The 16,423-nt window shown below is 65.1% G+C and carries 16 protein-coding genes; 13 read left to right on the forward strand and 3 right to left on the reverse strand.

Going from position 1 to position 16,423, the window contains the following annotated elements; genetic code table 11:
* The first annotated feature begins 2 nt into the window (after nucleotides 1-2).
* Nucleotides 3-908, forward strand: a complete 906-nt coding sequence (locus tag M2361_RS19580; protein ID WP_259251310.1) for an EamA family transporter — start codon at nucleotides 3-5, stop codon at nucleotides 906-908.
* 128 nt (nucleotides 909-1,036) lie between these two features.
* Here the strand turns inward: M2361_RS19580 and M2361_RS19585 are convergent, their stop codons facing one another.
* Nucleotides 1,037-1,333 carry an acylphosphatase gene (locus M2361_RS19585; protein ID WP_259251311.1) on the reverse strand — a complete coding sequence of 99 codons (297 nt, stop codon included), beginning with the start codon at nucleotides 1,331-1,333 and terminating at the stop codon, nucleotides 1,037-1,039.
* Between the two features lie 159 nt (nucleotides 1,334-1,492).
* On the opposite strand from M2361_RS19585, the gene M2361_RS19590 reads away from it, so the two are divergent.
* On the forward strand, nucleotides 1,493-2,389 hold the full coding sequence (locus M2361_RS19590; protein ID WP_046804032.1) for a phytanoyl-CoA dioxygenase family protein: 897 nt from the start codon (nucleotides 1,493-1,495) through the stop codon (nucleotides 2,387-2,389).
* A 205-nt stretch (nucleotides 2,390-2,594) separates the two neighbouring features.
* Nucleotides 2,595-3,758 (forward strand): alpha-hydroxy acid oxidase, encoded by a 1,164-nt coding sequence (locus tag M2361_RS19595; protein WP_100853675.1) that lies wholly within the window; start codon nucleotides 2,595-2,597, stop codon nucleotides 3,756-3,758.
* Between the two features lie 248 nt (nucleotides 3,759-4,006).
* Here M2361_RS19595 and M2361_RS19600 read toward each other — a convergent pair whose 3' ends face one another.
* On the reverse strand, nucleotides 4,007-4,849 hold the full coding sequence (locus M2361_RS19600; protein WP_100853674.1) for an IclR family transcriptional regulator: 843 nt from the start codon (nucleotides 4,847-4,849) through the stop codon (nucleotides 4,007-4,009).
* Between the two features lie 211 nt (nucleotides 4,850-5,060).
* On the opposite strand from M2361_RS19600, the gene M2361_RS19605 reads away from it, so the two are divergent.
* The 9 genes from M2361_RS19605 (at nucleotide 5,061) to M2361_RS19645 (ending at nucleotide 14,368) form a co-directional block, all read left to right on the forward strand.
* Entirely contained in the window at nucleotides 5,061-6,140 is a 1,080-nt protein-coding gene (locus tag M2361_RS19605; RefSeq protein WP_259251313.1) for an ABC transporter ATP-binding protein, read from the forward strand.
* A 1-nt stretch (nucleotide 6,141) separates the two neighbouring features.
* Nucleotides 6,142-7,023 (forward strand): ABC transporter permease, encoded by an 882-nt coding sequence (locus tag M2361_RS19610; protein ID WP_259251314.1) that lies wholly within the window; start codon nucleotides 6,142-6,144, stop codon nucleotides 7,021-7,023.
* A gap of 17 nt (nucleotides 7,024-7,040) precedes the next feature.
* The gene (locus tag M2361_RS19615; RefSeq protein ID WP_259251315.1) at nucleotides 7,041-7,835 is read left to right on the forward strand and encodes an ABC transporter permease; all 795 of its coding nucleotides are present in this window, start codon (nucleotides 7,041-7,043) and stop codon (nucleotides 7,833-7,835) included.
* Between the two features lie 37 nt (nucleotides 7,836-7,872).
* Nucleotides 7,873-8,214, forward strand: a complete 342-nt coding sequence (locus M2361_RS19620) for a (2Fe-2S)-binding protein (RefSeq protein WP_259251317.1) — start codon at nucleotides 7,873-7,875, stop codon at nucleotides 8,212-8,214.
* Nucleotides 8,211-9,596 (forward strand): NAD(P)/FAD-dependent oxidoreductase, encoded by a 1,386-nt coding sequence (locus tag M2361_RS19625; RefSeq protein ID WP_259251318.1) that lies wholly within the window; start codon nucleotides 8,211-8,213, stop codon nucleotides 9,594-9,596. Before M2361_RS19620 ends, M2361_RS19625 begins: the two co-directional genes overlap by 4 nt.
* On the forward strand, nucleotides 9,593-10,762 hold the full coding sequence (locus M2361_RS19630) for an FAD-binding oxidoreductase (protein WP_259251319.1): 1,170 nt from the start codon (nucleotides 9,593-9,595) through the stop codon (nucleotides 10,760-10,762). Before M2361_RS19625 ends, M2361_RS19630 begins: the two co-directional genes overlap by 4 nt.
* A complete protein-coding gene (locus M2361_RS19635) occupies nucleotides 10,759-11,829 on the forward strand; it encodes an ABC transporter substrate-binding protein (protein ID WP_259251320.1) in 1,071 nt (356 codons plus the stop codon). Before M2361_RS19630 ends, M2361_RS19635 begins: the two co-directional genes overlap by 4 nt.
* 108 nt (nucleotides 11,830-11,937) lie before the next feature.
* On the forward strand, nucleotides 11,938-12,873 hold the full coding sequence (locus M2361_RS19640) for a glyoxylate/hydroxypyruvate reductase A (RefSeq protein ID WP_259251321.1): 936 nt from the start codon (nucleotides 11,938-11,940) through the stop codon (nucleotides 12,871-12,873).
* Nucleotides 12,874-13,534: 661 nt separating this feature from the next.
* A complete protein-coding gene (locus tag M2361_RS19645) occupies nucleotides 13,535-14,368 on the forward strand; it encodes a GyrI-like domain-containing protein (protein WP_259251322.1) in 834 nt (277 codons plus the stop codon).
* Between the two features lie 9 nt (nucleotides 14,369-14,377).
* Here the strand turns inward: M2361_RS19645 and M2361_RS19650 are convergent, their stop codons facing one another.
* A complete protein-coding gene (locus M2361_RS19650; protein WP_259251323.1) occupies nucleotides 14,378-15,274 on the reverse strand; it encodes a LysR family transcriptional regulator in 897 nt (298 codons plus the stop codon).
* Nucleotides 15,275-15,433: 159 nt separating this feature from the next.
* On the opposite strand from M2361_RS19650, the gene M2361_RS19655 reads away from it, so the two are divergent.
* Nucleotides 15,434-16,414: a tripartite tricarboxylate transporter substrate binding protein gene (locus M2361_RS19655; protein ID WP_259251324.1), complete on the forward strand. Its 981-nt coding sequence runs from the start codon at nucleotides 15,434-15,436 to the stop codon at nucleotides 16,412-16,414.
* Nucleotides 16,415-16,423: the final 9 nt, after the last annotated feature.

Below are 16,423 nucleotides of genomic sequence, written 5' to 3' on the forward strand. Positions count from 1 at the left end.
GCATGTCCACGACTCACCTCACCCGAAAAGACTATTTCTGCGCGCTGGCGGTTGTGGTCATATGGGGCCTTAATTTTGTAGTCATGAAGGTCGGCATGCGGGGCTTGTCGCCCATGATGCTGGGCGCGCTGCGATTTGCGCTGGCTGCCTTTCCCCTGATTCTTTTCGTGCGCCGGCCGCAACTGCCGTGGCAGTGGATCGCGGCCTACGGGCTGGTGCAGGGGCTGGGCCAATTCGGCCTGCTGTTCACCGCGCTGAAATTCGGCATGCCGGCGGGCATGGCTTCGTTGGTTATCCAGACCCAGGCATTCTTCACCTTGCTGCTGGCGGCGCCCGTGCTGGGCGAACGCGCGCGGCGGCATCACTGGATCGGCCTGGGCGTGGCCGCGCTGGGGCTGGCGGTGATTGCGGGTGGCCGGGGCGAAGGGCCGGGCCAGATGACCATGCTGGGCTTTGCGCTGACGCTGGGCGCCGCATTCATGTGGGCAGCGTCCAACATGATCGTGCGGCGGGCCAGCCGCAAGGCGCCCGGCTACGACCCGTTTGCCTTCATTGCCTGGAGCAGCGCCGCGCCGGTGCTGCCGTTCCTGCTGCTGGCCGTGCTGATCGATGGCTGGGAGCCCGTGGTGGGCATGATCACCGGCATCGGCTGGGGCGAGGCGCTGTCGGTGCTGTACCTGGCGGTCCTGGCGACGCTGGTGGCCTACACGCTGTGGACACGCTTGCTGACGCGCCACCCAGCGGCCAAGATCGCGCCGTTCTCGTTGCTGGTGCCGGTGGTGGGCCTGTGGGCGGCGTCCATGGCGTTTGGCGAACAGTTGCAGCCCTTGCAGTGGCTGGGCGCGGCCGGCGTGCTGGCGGGCCTGATCATCAATCAGGTCGGCGGGCGCTGGCTGCGCAGCCGCTGATTTTCCCGTCGAACCGGGTTACCAAGCTCGTCGCAGCCCCGCCGTAACTACTGTCTCAACCCGGCCTCAACTCCTCGGCCGACCGGACTACGGCTTAACGCCGAGGCGCTGGGTCGCCTACTCCCTGCCTACACCTGTTCAAAGCGGATGTAACGCTTGTCGGTGTATTCGCGGCGGGTCGTGATTTCCTGCACGGACGCGCCCGGCGGGCCGCGCCGCAACCACTCAAGCATGTGATCCACCTGGTCGGGCGTGCCCTGCACCAGGGCTTCGACCGTGCCGTCCAGCAGATTCTGCACCCAGCCCGTCACACCCAGCATGTGGGCGCGCCGCACAGTGGCGTGGCGATACCCCACGCCTTGCACCGTGCCGCTGACGGACACGAGGACGGTTTCGATAGGGGAGTCGGTTTTAGGGTCTTGCATGGATTTTTCCTTCGGATGATGCGCCGCCAATGGGATGAGTAGGCGGATAAGGCTACAGCGGATGGTCTATAGGCCCGGTGGGCATCGAAGCGATACGTTAGTGCTCATGTCAAAACGTGCCAACGGGAACACCCGCTACTAGAGCTTGGAGAAGCCATTATGGAAGAGACCAGTTTGTTGTCGGAAGCTGAGACAGCGCGCTACAGGGATCAGGGCTACCTGGCCCTGAAGGACATGTGCCCGCAGGATGAGGTGGGCTACATCCGCCGCACCCTGCTGGACTTGTTCGCGAATAAAACGGGATACAACGAGGGTGCGCAGTATGACTTCGTCAGCCGCGACGACCCGTCCAAGCCCGCGAAGTTTCCAAGCCTGCACGATCCGCGTCATTATGCCCCTGGTCTGCTGAAGACGACTTACCACGAGCGTACGCTGGACCTGGCGCGGCAGTTGCTGGGCGAAGAGGCGGCGCTTTATGGCGAGCACGCACTGCTCAAGCCTGGCCCGTTCGGCCCGGAAACGCCGTGGCACCAGGACGAGGCGTTCCGCTCGCCCGACTTCGTCTACAACGAGCTGAGCATCTGGCTGGCGCTGCAACCCGCCACCGTGGAAAACGGCTGCATGCAGTTCATCCCCGGGTCCAACAAATGGGACGTGCTGGAGCACCGTTCGCCCGGCGGCGACAAGAGCCTGCATCCGCTGGAATGCTGCGGCGACTTCCGGCGCGACCAGGCGGTGGCCGAACCGCTGGATCCGGGCGGCATCACCGTCCACGACGCCCGCACGCTGCACTTCACCGGGCCGAACACGTCGCCGTCACCGCGGCTGGCGTACATCCTGATCTACAACACGCCGCCGGTCTACAAACCGGGGCGTCGCGAATTTCCGTGGCTGGAAGGCCGCTGGACCGATAGCCAGACGCGCAAGAAGCAGTGGCACAAGCGCGGCGGGCTGGCCGTGGACGTGATGCGCCGCTTGCCTGGCGCGCGGCTGACCAGCCCGCGTTGGGTGGCGTGGGCAACCATACGCGCGGTCAGCAAGGTCTGGCCGCGATAGCTCGGGCGACGGGGCCGTAGAGCCCCAGTCAGAGGGGGGGCGAACGAGGCCGGCAAGCGACGCTTGCCGGCCTCGGCGCGTATACTGGGCGGCGCCGCAGGGCCTGTCGCCCAAGCGTTGCGGCGCAGCCGCCCGCAGCCGGCGGCTCCAGATTCCAAGAATACAAAACGTAGCTGGCGCCCCTCTCTCACTCCTCAGACCTCTCATGACCGCTAACCTTTCTACGATCACCTGCATCGAAGATCTGCGAGTCGTCGCGCAAAAGCGCGTGCCGCGCATGTTCTACGACTACGCCGATTCCGGCGCCTGGACCGAAGGCACCTACCGCGCCAATGAAAGCGATTTCCACAAGATCAAGCTGCGCCAGCGCGTGGCGGTGAACATGGAAGGCCGGTCGCTGCGCACCACGATGGTGGGCCATGACGTGGTGATGCCGCTAGCGATTTCGCCCACCGGCCTGACCGGCATGCAGCATGCCGACGGCGAGATCCTGGCGGCCAAGGCCGCGGCGGATTTCGGCGTGCCGTTTACCTTGTCCACCATGAGCATCTGCTCGTTGGAAGACGTGGCCGAAGCCACCAGGAAGCCGTTCTGGTTCCAGCTCTACGTGATGCGCGACCGCGAGTTCGTGGCCAACCTGATCGACCGCGCCAAGGCCGCCGGCTGCACGGCGCTGGTGCTGACGCTGGACTTGCAGATCCTGGGCCAGCGCCACAAGGACATCAAGAACGGTCTGTCGACGCCGCCCAAGCCCACGTTGCGCAACCTGATCAACCTGGCGACCAAGCCGCGCTGGTGCATGGGCATGCTGGGCACCAAGCGCCGCACGTTCGGCAACATCGTCGGGCACGCCAAGGGCGTCAGCGACCTGTCGTCGCTGTCGGCCTGGACGGCCGAACAATTCGACCCGCGCCTGAGCTGGGACGACGTGGAATGGATCAAGCAGCGCTGGGGCGGCAAGCTCATCATCAAGGGCATCCTGGATGTGGAAGACGCGCAATTGGCCGCCAACAGCGGCGCCGACGCGTTGATCGTCAGCAACCACGGCGGCCGCCAACTGGACGGCGCCATGTCGTCGATCGCCGCGCTGCCGGCGATTGCGGATGCGGTGGGTTCGAAGATTGAAGTCTGGATGGACGGCGGCATCCGTTCCGGCCAGGACATCCTGAAGGCGGTGTCGCTGGGTGCGCGCGGCACGATGATAGGCCGCGCATTTTTGTATGGCCTGGGCGCGTATGGCCAGGCGGGCGTCACCCGCGTGCTGGAGCTGCTGTACAAGGAAATGGATACCACGATGGCGCTGTGCGGCCGCCGCAATATCGAGGTGGGCGATCGCAGTATTTTGCTTCCGGGCACGTATCCGACGTGATGCGGTAGGCCCGGCAATGTGGCCGGGTTGTTTCGGGTTCTGGCGTTGCTTGATGGGTTGCGCGCGATCGTCATCTGCATTCTTGCCGCGAATCTTGCGCGCTTCACCCATCCTACGAGCTTCGTAGGATGGGTGAAGCGCGCGATGCTTTGCACAAGAACCCCATCGCCAATCGCGCGTAACCCATCACCCCCCCGCCAAGATATAGCCGGATCATTTCGGGTTCCACCGACGCCCACCCCCCAACATCACCCCCCGTTGCCCGCGCCCAGGTACTGGCTGGGGCGGCGCAGCGCGGGGTCGAAGGGGTTGATCTGCGCGCCTACCGCGTCGGCCTCGCGGCGCAGCATTTCAACGATCAGCGGCAGGCGTTCGTCGTCGATGCGTTCAATGGGGGCGGCCACGCTTAGCGCTGCCACCGTAACGCCGTTGGGGTCGTAGACCGGCACCGCCAGCCCCGCAATGTTCGGAAACACGCCCTGCCCCTGGCTGCGCGCGTATCGCCGTTCCAGGCATTCCTTGATGCGTACCCGCATCGAAATCTCGTCCACAAACCCCAGATGGTGCAAGCGCGGGATGTTGAAGCGGATGACTTCTTCGCGTTCGGCTTCCGGCAGGCTGGCCAGCAGCACCAGGCCGCCCTGGCCCATGCCCAGGGGCACGCGCCCGCCGATATCGCCGGTATGCGAACGCACTGGGAATGCGCCATCCACGCGGTCCACGCAGACCGCGTCAAAGCCGCTGCGCACCAGCAGAAAGATGGTGTCGTTCAACATGCCCGACAGGCGCAGCATGGCCGGGCGGTATAGCGAGCGCAGGCTGGACTGGTGCGTGCCGGCCGCCGCCGCCAGCGCAAAGAACGCCACGCTCAGTTGATACCCCTTGCTTTGCGCGGGCTGCTCCACCACGCCTTCCTGCATTAAGCCCTGAAGCACGCGGTGCACCGTGGCTTGCGCCTGCCCGGTACGCGCCGCGATGTCGGTCAGGCGCAGCTTTTCCCCCTTGGCGTCGGCCAGCACGCGCAGCACGGCGAACGCCCGTTGCAACACACCCTGGCCGCCCGAATCATCCGCTGTCTCTGATTTCTTCATTATTGAATTCCGATAATCAAAATATTTAACCGTATTTTTATCAGTAAATTCAGTCAGATGGAAAGTATCAACAAAAAATTCGATTCTTCGGAAAACCCTAATTGACCCTGCCTTTTCGCGAATCCTAGACTGCCCCATCAATAAGCCGCCGCACCGGGAAACCGGATCAACGGGCGGCACAACGCCCGCACCGGGCGACGGGGTTTGGAAAATGTCATTTCTGCGGCTGGACAACGTCTCGAAGAACTACGGCGACCTGCGCGTCGTTTCCGATCTGAACCTGACCGTTGAAAAAGGGGAATTCGTCTCGCTGCTGGGGCCGTCGGGCTGCGGCAAGACCACCACCTTGCAGATGATTGCCGGCTTTGCGGACGTGACGCAGGGCGTCATCACGCTGGACGGGCGCGACATCACCCACGCCAAGCCCAATACGCGCGGGCTGGGCATCGTGTTCCAAAGCTATGCGCTGTTCCCGCACCTGACCGTGACCGACAACGTGGCCTTCGGCTTGAAGATGCGCAAGGTCGAACGCGCCGAACGCCAGGACCGCGTGCGCGAAGCGCTGGCGCTGGTGAAGCTGGACAAGCATGCCGACCGCTACCCGCGCGAGCTGTCCGGCGGCCAGCGGCAACGCGTGGCGCTGGCCCGCGCGCTGGTCATCCGCCCGCCCGTGCTGCTGCTGGACGAGCCCCTGTCCAACCTGGATGCCAAGCTGCGCGAAGACATGCAGTTTGAACTGCGCGGCATCCAGAAAAAGATCGGTACGACCACCGTGATGGTCACGCATGACCAGGCCGAAGCCTTGTCCATCAGCGATCGCGTGGTGGTCATGCAGGACGGCCGCGCCACGCAGGTCGACGCCCCATTCCGCATGTACGAACATCCGCAAAGTGAATTCATTTCGCGCTTTGTGGGCAAGACCAACCTGCTGCCCGGCCGCGTCACCCGCTGCGGCGAGCAAGCCGAAATCGAGACCGGCGCGCTGCGTGTCCTGGTCGATGGCGAAGGCTTGCGTCATGGCGACAACGTGCAGTTGTCGCTGCGCCCGGAAAAGCTGGTGCCGGTGCCCCCAGGCCAGGGCAAGCTGGCCTGTGTGGTCAGCACGCGCTACTTCCTGGGCAGCCAGTGGATGTACGACCTGGATTCGCCGGTGGGCACGCTGACCATCCTCACGCCCAACGACGGCCGCCGCCCGCATGACGATGGCGAGGCCATCGGGCTGGACTGGGCCGAGGGCGTGTTGCGCGTGCTGCGCGCCCCGGCCGCCCCGGCCGTGCAAGAGGCCGCCTGACATGGCAACGCTGACTCACGCCGCGGCCGGCCCCAAGCCCCGCAACGACGGCCTGCTTGCCATCCTGGGTTCCATCCCGCTGACCATCGTATTTTTGACCCTGGTGCTGACGCCGCTGGGGCTGACGCTGGTGCTGTCCTTCCGTCCGTTCGACTACAGCGCGGGCATCCTGCCGGGCCATACGTTCGAACACTATCTGGCGGTGGTCACCGACAGCTACTTCGTCGAAATCTTCTGGCGCACCTTCTGGATCGCCGGCGTGACCACGCTGATCTGCGTGCTGATCGGCGCGCCCGAGGCCTACATCCTGTCGCGCATGGGCAAGCCCTGGCGCTCCATCTTTCTCTTGGTGGTGCTGTCGCCGCTGTTGATCTCGCTGGTGGTGCGCGCCTTTGGCTGGAGCATGCTGCTGGGCCCGCACGGTGTCGTCGGCCGCGCCGCCGACGCCTTGGGGCTGGGGCCGCTGCTGTACACGCCCACCGCCGTCATCATCGGCCTGGTGCACGTGATGCTGCCCTTCATGGTGATCCCCGTTTGGACCTCGCTGCAAAAACTGGACCCCACCGTCGAGCACGCCGCGCTATCGCTGAACGCCTCGCGCTTTCAGACGCTGACGCGCATCGTGCTGCCGCAGGCCATGCCGGGCATTCTGTCGGGCAGCCTGATCGTGTTCGGCCTGTCGGCAAGCTCGTTCGCCATTCCCGCCCTGCTGGGTGGACGCCGCCTGAAGATGGTGGCCACCGTGGTGTACGACGAGTTCCTGACCGAGCTGAACTGGCCGCTGGGCGCGGCCATCGCCATCATCCTGCTGGTGGTCAACGTCGTGATCATGATGGCCTACAACCGCGTTGTTGAACGCTCTTACCGCCGCAGTCTGGGCTAAGGCGCCAAGGAACCAACATGCAAAAAAATGGCCCCTTCGCGCTGGCGTTCAACTTCCTGGTGGTGGTGTTCGTGCTGGCGCCGCTTGCCATCGTGTGCCTGGTGGCATTCACGCCCGACACCACCCTGACGGTGCCCACCACCCGCTTTTCGCTGCGCTGGTTCCGCGCCGTGTTCGAGCACCCCAACTTCATGCAGGCATTCCAGAACAGCCTGTGGCTGGCCTTTCTGTCGGCCACCATCGCCGTCTGCCTGGCCGTGCCCGCCGCCATCGCCATCACGCGCTACCGCTTTCCGGGGCGCGACGTGTTGAACGGCTTGTTCCTGTCGCCGCTGATGATTCCGCATCTGGTGCTGGGCGTGGCGCTGCTTCGATTCTTCGCGCTGATGGGCATGGCGGGCAGCTTTCCCTGGCTGGTCGCCGCGCACGTCGTCGTCATCACGCCTTACGTGATGCGGCTGGTGATCGGCGCGCTGGTCGGCTTTGACCGCTCGATTGAACACGCCGCCCTGTCGCTGGGCGCCAGCCGCGCCACGGTGTTCTTCCAGATGACCTTGCCGCTCATCATTCCCGGCGTGTCGGGCGGCTGGCTGCTGGCCTTCATCAACAGCTTCGATGAACTGACGATGTCGGTGTTCATCACCGCGCCGTCCACCATCACCCTGCCCGTGCGCATGTACATGTACGCCACCGAATCCATCGACCCGATGATGGCGGCCGTGTCCGCGCTGGTCATCGCGCTAACCGCCGTCACCATGCTGCTGCTGGACCGCGTGTATGGCCTGGACCGCGTGCTGGTGGGGCAGAAATGAAACCCTTGCCGATGGCGAAAAGAGAGGCGCCGGCATCATGGCAATACTGAAACGCCTGGCCGAAACGGCCCGGCCCGCCGTGCCCTTCATGCTGGACGGTCAAGCCTGCCAGGCCCTGGCGGGCGACACCGTGCTGACCGCCGTGCTGACGCAAGCCGAACGCCTGCGCCATTCCGAATTCAGCGGCGCGCCGCGCGCCGGCTTTTGCATGATGGGCGCGTGCCAGGACTGCTGGATGCAGCTGGAAGACGGTTCGCGTCTGCGCGCGTGCTCCACCTTCATCGAACCCGGCATGCGCCTGCAAAGCACGCCCCTGCCGCCCGCCGCCGTGCCGGGCACCTTGGCGGTGGCCGCCTGGCCCGAGGACGACATCGCATGAGCATCGTGATGCCCGTTATCGTCGGCGCAGGCCCTGCCGGTGTGCGCGCCGCCCAGGCGCTTGTGGCACAGGGCCTGCGGCCCGTAATCCTGGATGAGGCCCCCCGTGCGGGCGGCCAGATCTACCGCCAGCCGCCGCCGGGATTCCAACGCGCAAAGCCCGCGTTGTATGGATTCGAACACCGCAAGGCCGATGCCGTGCACCGCGCCATGAACGACATGCTGGCGCAGGTGGACTACCGCCCCGGCAGCCTGGTGTGGAACGTGGAAGGCAAGACGCTGGACGTGCTGCAAGACGGCGTCAGCACCGCCGTGCCCTACACGCATCTGATCCTGGCCACGGGCGCCACCGACCGCGTGCTGCCCTTTCCCGGTTGGCTGACACCCGGCGTCTACACCTTGGGCGGATCGCAAGTGGCCTTGAAGTTCCAGGGCTGCGCCATCGGGTCGCGCGTGGTGTTCATGGGCACCGGGCCGCTGCTGTATTTGGTGGCCTACCAATACGCCCGCGCCGGCGCGCAGGTGGCGGCCGTGCTGGACACGTCGCGCTTTACCGACCGCCTGGCGGCGCTACCCGGCATGCTGCGCGCGCCCGGCCTGTTGGCCAAGGGGCTGTACTACATGGCGTGGTTGCGCGCGCATGGCGTGCCGCTGCGTAGCGGCGTGCGGCCGATAGCCGTGCAGGGCCAGGCGCGCGTCACGGGCCTGAGCTACCGCCAGGGCGGCCGCGAATACAGCGTGGAATGCGATGCGCTGGCCTATGGCCTGGCTCTGCGTTCCGAAACCCAACTGGCCAGCCTGGTTGGCTGCGAATTCGAATTCAACGCGCGCGACCGTAACTGGACGCCTCGGCGTGACGCCGCCGGGCGCGGCAGCGTGCCGGGCGTCTACGTGGCCGGCGACGGCGCAGCAATCGCAGGCGCCGATGCCGCGGAACTGGCGGGCGAGCGCGCCGCGTTGGCGCTACTGGAAGACATCGGGCAGCCCGTGGATGCCCAGCGCGCGAGAGAGTTGGAAAGCCACCTTGCCGCCAACAGCCGAATCCGGACAGCGCTGGAACGCGCCTTTCCCTTTCCGGAAGATTGGGCGGCAAGCATCGCCGATGACACCGTCATCTGCCGCTGCGAAGAGGTCACCGCCGGCACGGTGCGGCGCGCGGTGCACGACACGGCGGCACAAGAGATGAACCGAGTGAAGGCGCTGACGCGCGTGGGCATGGGCCGCTGCCAAGGCCGCATGTGCGGCGCGGCCACAGCCGAGGTGCTGGCGCAGGCCTGCGGCCGCACACCCGCCGAAGTCGGGCGCCTGCGCAACCAGCCGCCGGTCAAGCCCGTGCCGGTGCGCGTGGTGTGCCTGGAGCGCCAGGAAAAGGTGTCGGCATGACGCAGCGCATCGACACCGAGGTGGCCATCATCGGCGGCGGCATCGTGGGTGGCAGCGCCGCGCTGTTCCTGCGCCGCGCGGGCGTGCCCGTCGTGCTGTTGGAGTCCGCGCTGTGCGGCGCGCGCGCAAGCGGCGTGAACTACGGCGGCGTGCGCCGCCAGGGACGCGGCCTGGAACAGATGCCCCTGACGCGGCGCGCGCACGAACTCTGGGGCCAGTTGCCCGCGCTGATCGGCATCGACGGCGAATACGTGCGCTCTGGCCATTTGAAACTGGCGGCGTCTGACGCCGACATGGCGCTGCTTGAGGCGTATCGCGACCGCACGCGCGGCTTCGGCATGAACCTGCGGCTGCTTGGCCGCCACGACCTTGCCGACCGCTTCGGCTGGCTGGGGCAAGACGTGGTGGGCGGATCGCTCTGCCCGGAAGACGGCCATGCCAACCCCAGGTTGGTGTCGCCCGCCTTCGCGCGAGCCGCCGCCGCGCTGGGTGCCGACGTGCGCGAAGGCGTGCGCGTCACCACCGCTGAACATGATGGCTCGCGCTTCATCGTGCGCGCGGACGGCCTGGAAGTGCGCTCGCGCTACCTGCTGAATTGCGCGGGTGCCTGGGCCGGACAGTTCGCCCAAAGCTTTGGCGAAGCCGTGCCTGAAACCGCCATCCATCCCTTGATGATGGTCACCGAACCGCTGCCCGTCTTCATGGACGTCAGCCTGGGCGTGCAAGGTGGCGGCATCTATGCGCGCCAGGTCGCGCGTGGCAATTGCGTGATCGGAGGCGGGCGCGGCGTGTCGTCCGGCGCGGACTACGCACGCCCCGGCCGCGCTGGCCTGGGGGCGCTGATGGCCAACGCCATGAAGCTGCTGCCGGTGCTGCGCGGTGCGCAGGTCATCCGTTTCTGGACGGGCGTGGAAGGCAACATGCCCGACCACAATCCGGTGCTGGGACCCAGCGCCACCACGCCTGGCCTGTTCCATGCCTTCGGCCTGTCGGGCGCGGGCTTTCAGATTGGCCCCGCCGTGGGTGAAGTGTTGTCCGAACTGGTCGTGCGCGGCCAGTCCTCCATTCCTATCGATGCGTTTCGCATCGAACGATACGCGGTGGCCGCTCACGCCGCCGTGGCTCGGCCCGGACCTGTTCGTGAGCAAACGCTGGAGTCACCATGATGGATAAGAAACAGGGCGCATCGCGCCTGAGCAAGGGGAAGCGGTTGTTGGGCGCGGCGATGTTGATGATGCTGTCGGCAGGCGCGATGGCGGATCAGAAAACCTTGTACGTCGGCATGAACGGCGGCGACATGGAGCGCGCGTTCACGCAGTACGTATTCCCTCCCTTTGAAAAAGCCAACAACGTGAAGATCGTCGTCGTGCCCGGCACCTCGACGGACGTGCTGGCCAAGGCCCAAGCCTACAAAGACAACCCGCAGATGCACGTCATGTTCCTGGACGACGGCATCATGGCGCGCGCCATTTCCATGGGCCTGTGCCAGCAGCTTAACGACGACCCCGTTCTGAAAGAGCTCTACCCCACCGCCGTGATGAAAGACCGCATGGCGGCCGGCATCGACATCGGCATGACCGGCCTGGGCTACAACACCAAGATGTTCGCCGAAAAGGGCTGGGCGCCGCCCACGTCGTGGATGGACCTGGCCGACCCCAAGTACAAGGGCAAGGTTGTGTTCCAGTCGGCCTCCAGCAGCACCTTCGGCCTGCATGGCTTCCTGATGTTCAACCGCATCCAGGGCGGCGACGACAAGAACTACGAGCCCGGCTTCAAGAAGTGGCCCGACACCATCGGCCCCAACGTTCTGGAATACATCCCCAACTCGGCCAAGCTTGCCGAGATGATCCAGTCCAACGAAGCCGCCATCTTCCCGCTGACGCCCACCGCCATCGCGCGCCTGAAGAAGCGCGACATTCCGGTGGAATACGCGCAGCCCAAGGAAGGCTCGGTGATCCTGATGGTGGGTGAATGCGTCATCGCCAAGAACAGCGAGCCCGAACTGTCGCAGAAGCTGGCGCTGTACCTGTTGTCCGCCAGCGCGCAGGCCAAGGCGCTGGAAATGGGCGGCCACTTTCCGTCGAACAAAAACGTGAAAGCGCCGGCCGACAACGTCGATGCGCTCAAGCGCTTCCAGGGCTACATGGAAAACGCCGAGATCCTGGACTGGGACGACGTCAACAAGGCGCGCCCCGCCTTCAACGCCCGCTGGAACCGCACCGTCGAACGTTGATAAGATCTTGCGGCGCGGCACCTGTGGATAAACCACCGGCGCCGCGCGCAAACCGACGGTGCGCCACGCCCGACGCGCCCGAAGCGTTCGACACAAGGAAAGAGACCCATGCGGCTCATCATCAACTCCGGCGGCCCCCAGGCAATCGACGCCTGGCGCGCGCAGTTCCACACCTTTGCGCCCGGCCTGGACGTGGTGGGCTGGCATGAAGACGTCGAGCCCGCCAGCGTGGACTACGCGTTGGTCTGGGCGCCCGACGCCGGCCGCCTGGCCACCTTTCCCAACCTGAAACTGATCATCAGCGCCGGCGCCGGCGTCGACCACATCCTGGCCGACCCGCACCTGCCACGCCACCTGCCCATCGCGCGCATGGTCACCGCCCGCACCCAGACCGAAATGGCCGAGTTCGTGCTGACCTCTGCGCTGATGCTGACTCGCGATATCAAACGCGTTGTGGATAACCAGGCACGCCGCCATTGGGAGCTTTTTGATTCCCTGCGCGTGGCCGCCGATGTGCGCGTGGGCATCATGGGGCTGGGGCATCTGGGCGTGGCGGCAGCCCAATTGCTGTCGCGCGTGGGCTTTCAAGTCAGCGGCTGGTCACGCGGGGCCAGCAAGCTGGAAGGTTTGCCGTCCTATGCGGGGCAGGAGCAGTTTGGCGAATTCCTGGGCAATACCGATTTGTTGGTCTGCTTGTTGCCGGCGACGGAAGCGACGAAGGGCATATTGAACACCACCACCTTGTCGCAATTGCCGCGCGGCGCCAGCCTTATCAATGCGGGGCGAGGCGCGCACATGGTGGAGAAAGATGTGATTGCCGCGTTGGATAGTGGCCAGTTGCATCAGGCGGTGTTGGATGTGTTTGAAGCCGAGCCGTTGCCGGTGGAGTCACCGTTGTGGTCGCATCCGGGGATCATCATTACGCCGCATTGCGCGGCGATTCCGGACCGCAAGGAACGCGCCCGTCATACGTCGTGGTTGATTGCGGCGAATGAGCGTGGGGAAGCGTTGCCGAATATTTTTGATCCGGGGCGGGGGTATTGAGTGGTGAGGTGATGGGTTACGCGCGTTAGTCGTCGTCGCCCTTGCACAGACCCGGACGCGCTTCACCCATCCTACGATGCAGAGCAGAGCCCAGAAATTGGCGCATGGCGTAGCCCAATAGTTGGCGCATTACGTAGGCGCGAAAATGTGGTGCGATGCATAAGTCCGAAGATTGGCACGTTGCGTAAGCCCCAAAAGGCCGCCCGCGCGGCCGGCCTGGGGCGGGCCCTGCAAGATCTTTCATGCCGCCGACATCGTACGCAAAAATGCCAAGCACGCAGCTCTCCCCCGCTGACGCCAGATTGCCGCAATTCGAGCATGGTGGGGTGGTGGCTGGTGGGGGGCGGGGAGTCGATCAGCCCGAGGGAATCCGTAGGGAGCCGTAGGCGTACGAGGATGACGACGGGGCAGTCCGGAGCGAAGGCTCCGGACCGCAATCGTTGACCCGCTCCCACCAGCCGCCGCCCCGCCGTGCGCCACCAGAATGCGCCACGCCGTGCGTAACGAGAACCCCACCATGCTGTGCGCCACCAGAATGCCGCCACGTCGCGCCTCACAAGAACGCCACCAGCCCCCCCCGTCAAAAATCCCCGCACCCCTTCCAAAAAAACCGCAAAATCCGCAAATCGCCCAAAGCTACATTGCCCTCCAAGGAGCAAGCATGAAGCCCGAAACCCGAACCCTTTACATCGAACGCCTCGACCCCGTTTTGCGTTGGCTTGCCGCCCACCCTGACGCCGACCCCGATCTGCACCAGCTTGCCGACCTGGCTTGCCTGTCGCCGTATCACTTTCACCGGGTCTACCGCGCCATGATCGGCGAAACGGTCAACGCCACCGTCCAGCGCCTCCGCATGCATCGTGCCGCGGCGGCATTGGCGGATTCGCAGGCCTCGCTCAGGGATGTTGCACAACGCGCCGGCTACGACTCCGACGCTGCGTTCAACCGGGCCTTCGGTGCTTTATTCGGCATCCCGCCGGGCCGGTATCGCGCCGCGCGCTCCCTACCCCTAGCCTCCCAGGAGATTGCCATGTACCCCATCGTCATCGAAAACTTTCCCGGCGCCACCTTGGCCGTCCTGCCGCACCAAGGCAACTACCAGGACATCGGACCCGTCTTCACCCGCGCCTTCCTGCTTGCCTTGGGCCGTGGCATCGCCAACCCCGAGGCCACCGGCTTCGGCATCTACTTTGACGATCCCGAACAAGTACCGGTCAGCCAACTGCGTTCATTGGCAGGCATGGTCGTCCAACCCGACGCCGACCTGGGCGACGAACTCGAACGCTTCGACATCCCCGCCACCCGCTGCGCCATCCTCACCTACACCGGCCCCTACAACGAAATGGCCAAGCCCTACCAATGGATGTTCTCGGAATGGCTGCCCGCCAGCGGCTTGGTCCCCGCCGACATCCCCATGTTCGAGCAATACCTGAACGACCCTCGCACCACCCCGCCCGCCCAGCTGCAAACCCGCATCTGCCTGCCGCTGAAATAGCACCCCACGCTACCCCAGCACGCCGGCCAGGTACTGCCTGAGCCAGGCGTGTGCGGGGTCATCCTGATAGCGCTCGTGCCAGTACAGCGACACCGCAATCGGCGGCAACGTCAGCGGCACCTTCTGCGTCACGATGCGTGCCGCGCCCGCCATCGCCCGCGCGATGCTCGCCGGCATCGTCGCAATCAGATCCGACCCTTCCACAATGAACGGGCAAACCAGATAACTCGACAGCGTCGCCACGATCTTGCGGCTGCGGTTCTGCCCCAACAGAATGCGGTCAATCGCCGTACTGAAATAGCGCGTATGCGCCGCCAAATCCAGATGGCCATAACGCAGGTACGCATCCAGATTCCAACGCTTGCGCAAACACGGATGGCCTTCGCGCACGATGCACACCGCCGGCTCCTGATACAAGAACCGCGTGCGTAGATCCGGCGCCGGGTCCGGGAAATAACCCGCAATCAACTCCACATGATTCGTGTCCAGCATGCTCAAACCATGCTGCGGCCGCGCCGGCACGATCTGCAACTGGAAATGCGGAGCATCCACCGCCAGACGCGGGATCAGCTTCGGCAGCAAGGTGTATTGAACATAGTCCGTGGCATACAGCGACAGCGTGCGCGATGAATGTGCCGGGTCGAATGCCTCGCGCGTGCGCGTTGCGCGATGCCAGCTTTCCAGCAAAGGCTTGAAGTTCTGATGCAGCTCCAGCGCGCGCGGCGTCGGCTGCCACGTGCCCCCCTCGCGCACCAGCAACGGGTCGCCAAACAATTGCCGCAGCCGATTCATCGCCGCGCTCATTGCCGGCTGGCTGATGTTCAGTGTGTCCGCCGCGCGCGACACGTTACGGCACGCCATCAAGGCGTCGAAATGCATCAGCAGATTCAAGTCCGGGTTTTTCACGGCCGCGCACCTATAAATGGCATCTATACAAATATAAACCTGTAGGACTGCTGTCATTGAAGTCAGAAGCCTAGGATGGCCCTGTTGTTGCAGCGAACCAGGACCGGACACGCATGATCCGGCCACCACGAAGTTCTATCAACAAGGGGAAACCAAGCCATGAACCAAGGGCTGATACGCAGTTGCTTCCGCATTGCCGCCGGGGTCGCGTTGTTTGCCGCTGCCGGCACCGCCACCGCCGCGTGGCCGGACAAGGTGATCCGCATCGTCGTGCCGTTTGCCGCGGGTGGGTCCACCGACCTCATCGCACGCAAGATCGCCGACGGATTGGGCCAGCGCTTGTCCGCCAACGTTATCGTTGAAAACCGGCCCGGCGCCGGCGGCACCGTCGGCACCGAATACGTGGCCCGCCAACCGGCCGACGGCTACACCATTCTGATGGGCTCGGTCAGCACACACGGCAGCGCCCCGTGCATCTACTCCAAGCTGCCCTACGACGCCGTCAAGGACTTCACGCCCCTGACCGTGGTGGCCACCATTCCCAACGTCATGTCGGTGAACCAATCGGTGCCCGCCAACAGCTTGAAAGAGTTCGTGGCGCTGCTGAAAAAGGAACCCGAGAAGTACTCCTTCGCCTCCAACGGCCAGGGCACGTCCAACCACCTTGCGGCCGAACTGTTCAAGTCCACCGCCGGCGTCTCCATGGTGCACGTGCCGTATCGCGGCTCCGGCCCCGCGCTCATTGATCTGGTGGGCGGCCAGGTCAACATGATGATGGACGTGGTGATGACGTCGTACCCCTACATCAAGGACGGCAAGATCAAGGCGCTGGCCGTGACCTCGCCCGAACGTTCTTCCCTGTTGCCCGATGTGCCCACCGTCGCCGAATCCGGTTACCCCGGCTACGAGGCCATGGTGTGGTTCGGCATGCTGGCGCCCGCCAACATGCCCGAGCCGCTGCGCCAGCAGCTCACGGACGGCCTGGTGCAGACCCTACACGCGCCCGCCATGAAGACGTACCTGGAACAACAGGGCGCGCAGGTGTCGGACGTGGCGGGCCCCGCGTTCGCCACGATGATCAAAAGCGAGATCAGCAAATGGTGCGGGGTGGTCAAGCAAGCCGGCATCCGCCTGGACTGATCTTCCCCG

Origin of the sequence: Achromobacter sp. JUb104 (assembly GCF_024806975.1) — a bacterium.
Lineage (GTDB): Bacteria > Pseudomonadota > Gammaproteobacteria > Burkholderiales > Burkholderiaceae_B > Achromobacter > Achromobacter spanius.

Excerpts from the sequence above, each read along its gene's own strand:
- M2361_RS19640 (WP_259251321.1), top strand. The coding sequence starts at position 11,938 with ATGCGGCTCATCATCAACTCCGGCGGCCCCCAGGCAATCGACGCCTGG.
- M2361_RS19630 (WP_259251319.1), top strand. The coding sequence starts at position 9,593 with ATGACGCAGCGCATCGACACCGAGGTGGCCATCATCGGCGGCGGCATC.
- M2361_RS19585 (WP_259251311.1), bottom strand. The coding sequence starts at position 1,333 with ATGCAAGACCCTAAAACCGACTCCCCTATCGAAACCGTCCTCGTGTCC.
- M2361_RS19625 (WP_259251318.1), top strand. The coding sequence starts at position 8,211 with ATGAGCATCGTGATGCCCGTTATCGTCGGCGCAGGCCCTGCCGGTGTG.
- M2361_RS19610 (WP_259251314.1), top strand. The coding sequence starts at position 6,142 with ATGGCAACGCTGACTCACGCCGCGGCCGGCCCCAAGCCCCGCAACGAC.
- M2361_RS19595 (WP_100853675.1), top strand. The coding sequence starts at position 2,595 with ATGACCGCTAACCTTTCTACGATCACCTGCATCGAAGATCTGCGAGTC.
- M2361_RS19590 (WP_046804032.1), top strand. The coding sequence starts at position 1,493 with ATGGAAGAGACCAGTTTGTTGTCGGAAGCTGAGACAGCGCGCTACAGG.
- M2361_RS19645 (WP_259251322.1), top strand. The coding sequence starts at position 13,535 with ATGAAGCCCGAAACCCGAACCCTTTACATCGAACGCCTCGACCCCGTT.
- M2361_RS19600 (WP_100853674.1), bottom strand. The coding sequence starts at position 4,849 with ATGAAGAAATCAGAGACAGCGGATGATTCGGGCGGCCAGGGTGTGTTG.
- M2361_RS19615 (WP_259251315.1), top strand. The coding sequence starts at position 7,041 with ATGCAAAAAAATGGCCCCTTCGCGCTGGCGTTCAACTTCCTGGTGGTG.
- M2361_RS19635 (WP_259251320.1), top strand. The coding sequence starts at position 10,759 with ATGATGGATAAGAAACAGGGCGCATCGCGCCTGAGCAAGGGGAAGCGG.
- M2361_RS19655 (WP_259251324.1), top strand. The coding sequence starts at position 15,434 with ATGAACCAAGGGCTGATACGCAGTTGCTTCCGCATTGCCGCCGGGGTC.
- M2361_RS19605 (WP_259251313.1), top strand. The coding sequence starts at position 5,061 with ATGTCATTTCTGCGGCTGGACAACGTCTCGAAGAACTACGGCGACCTG.
- M2361_RS19620 (WP_259251317.1), top strand. The coding sequence starts at position 7,873 with ATGGCAATACTGAAACGCCTGGCCGAAACGGCCCGGCCCGCCGTGCCC.
- M2361_RS19580 (WP_259251310.1), top strand. The coding sequence starts at position 3 with ATGTCCACGACTCACCTCACCCGAAAAGACTATTTCTGCGCGCTGGCG.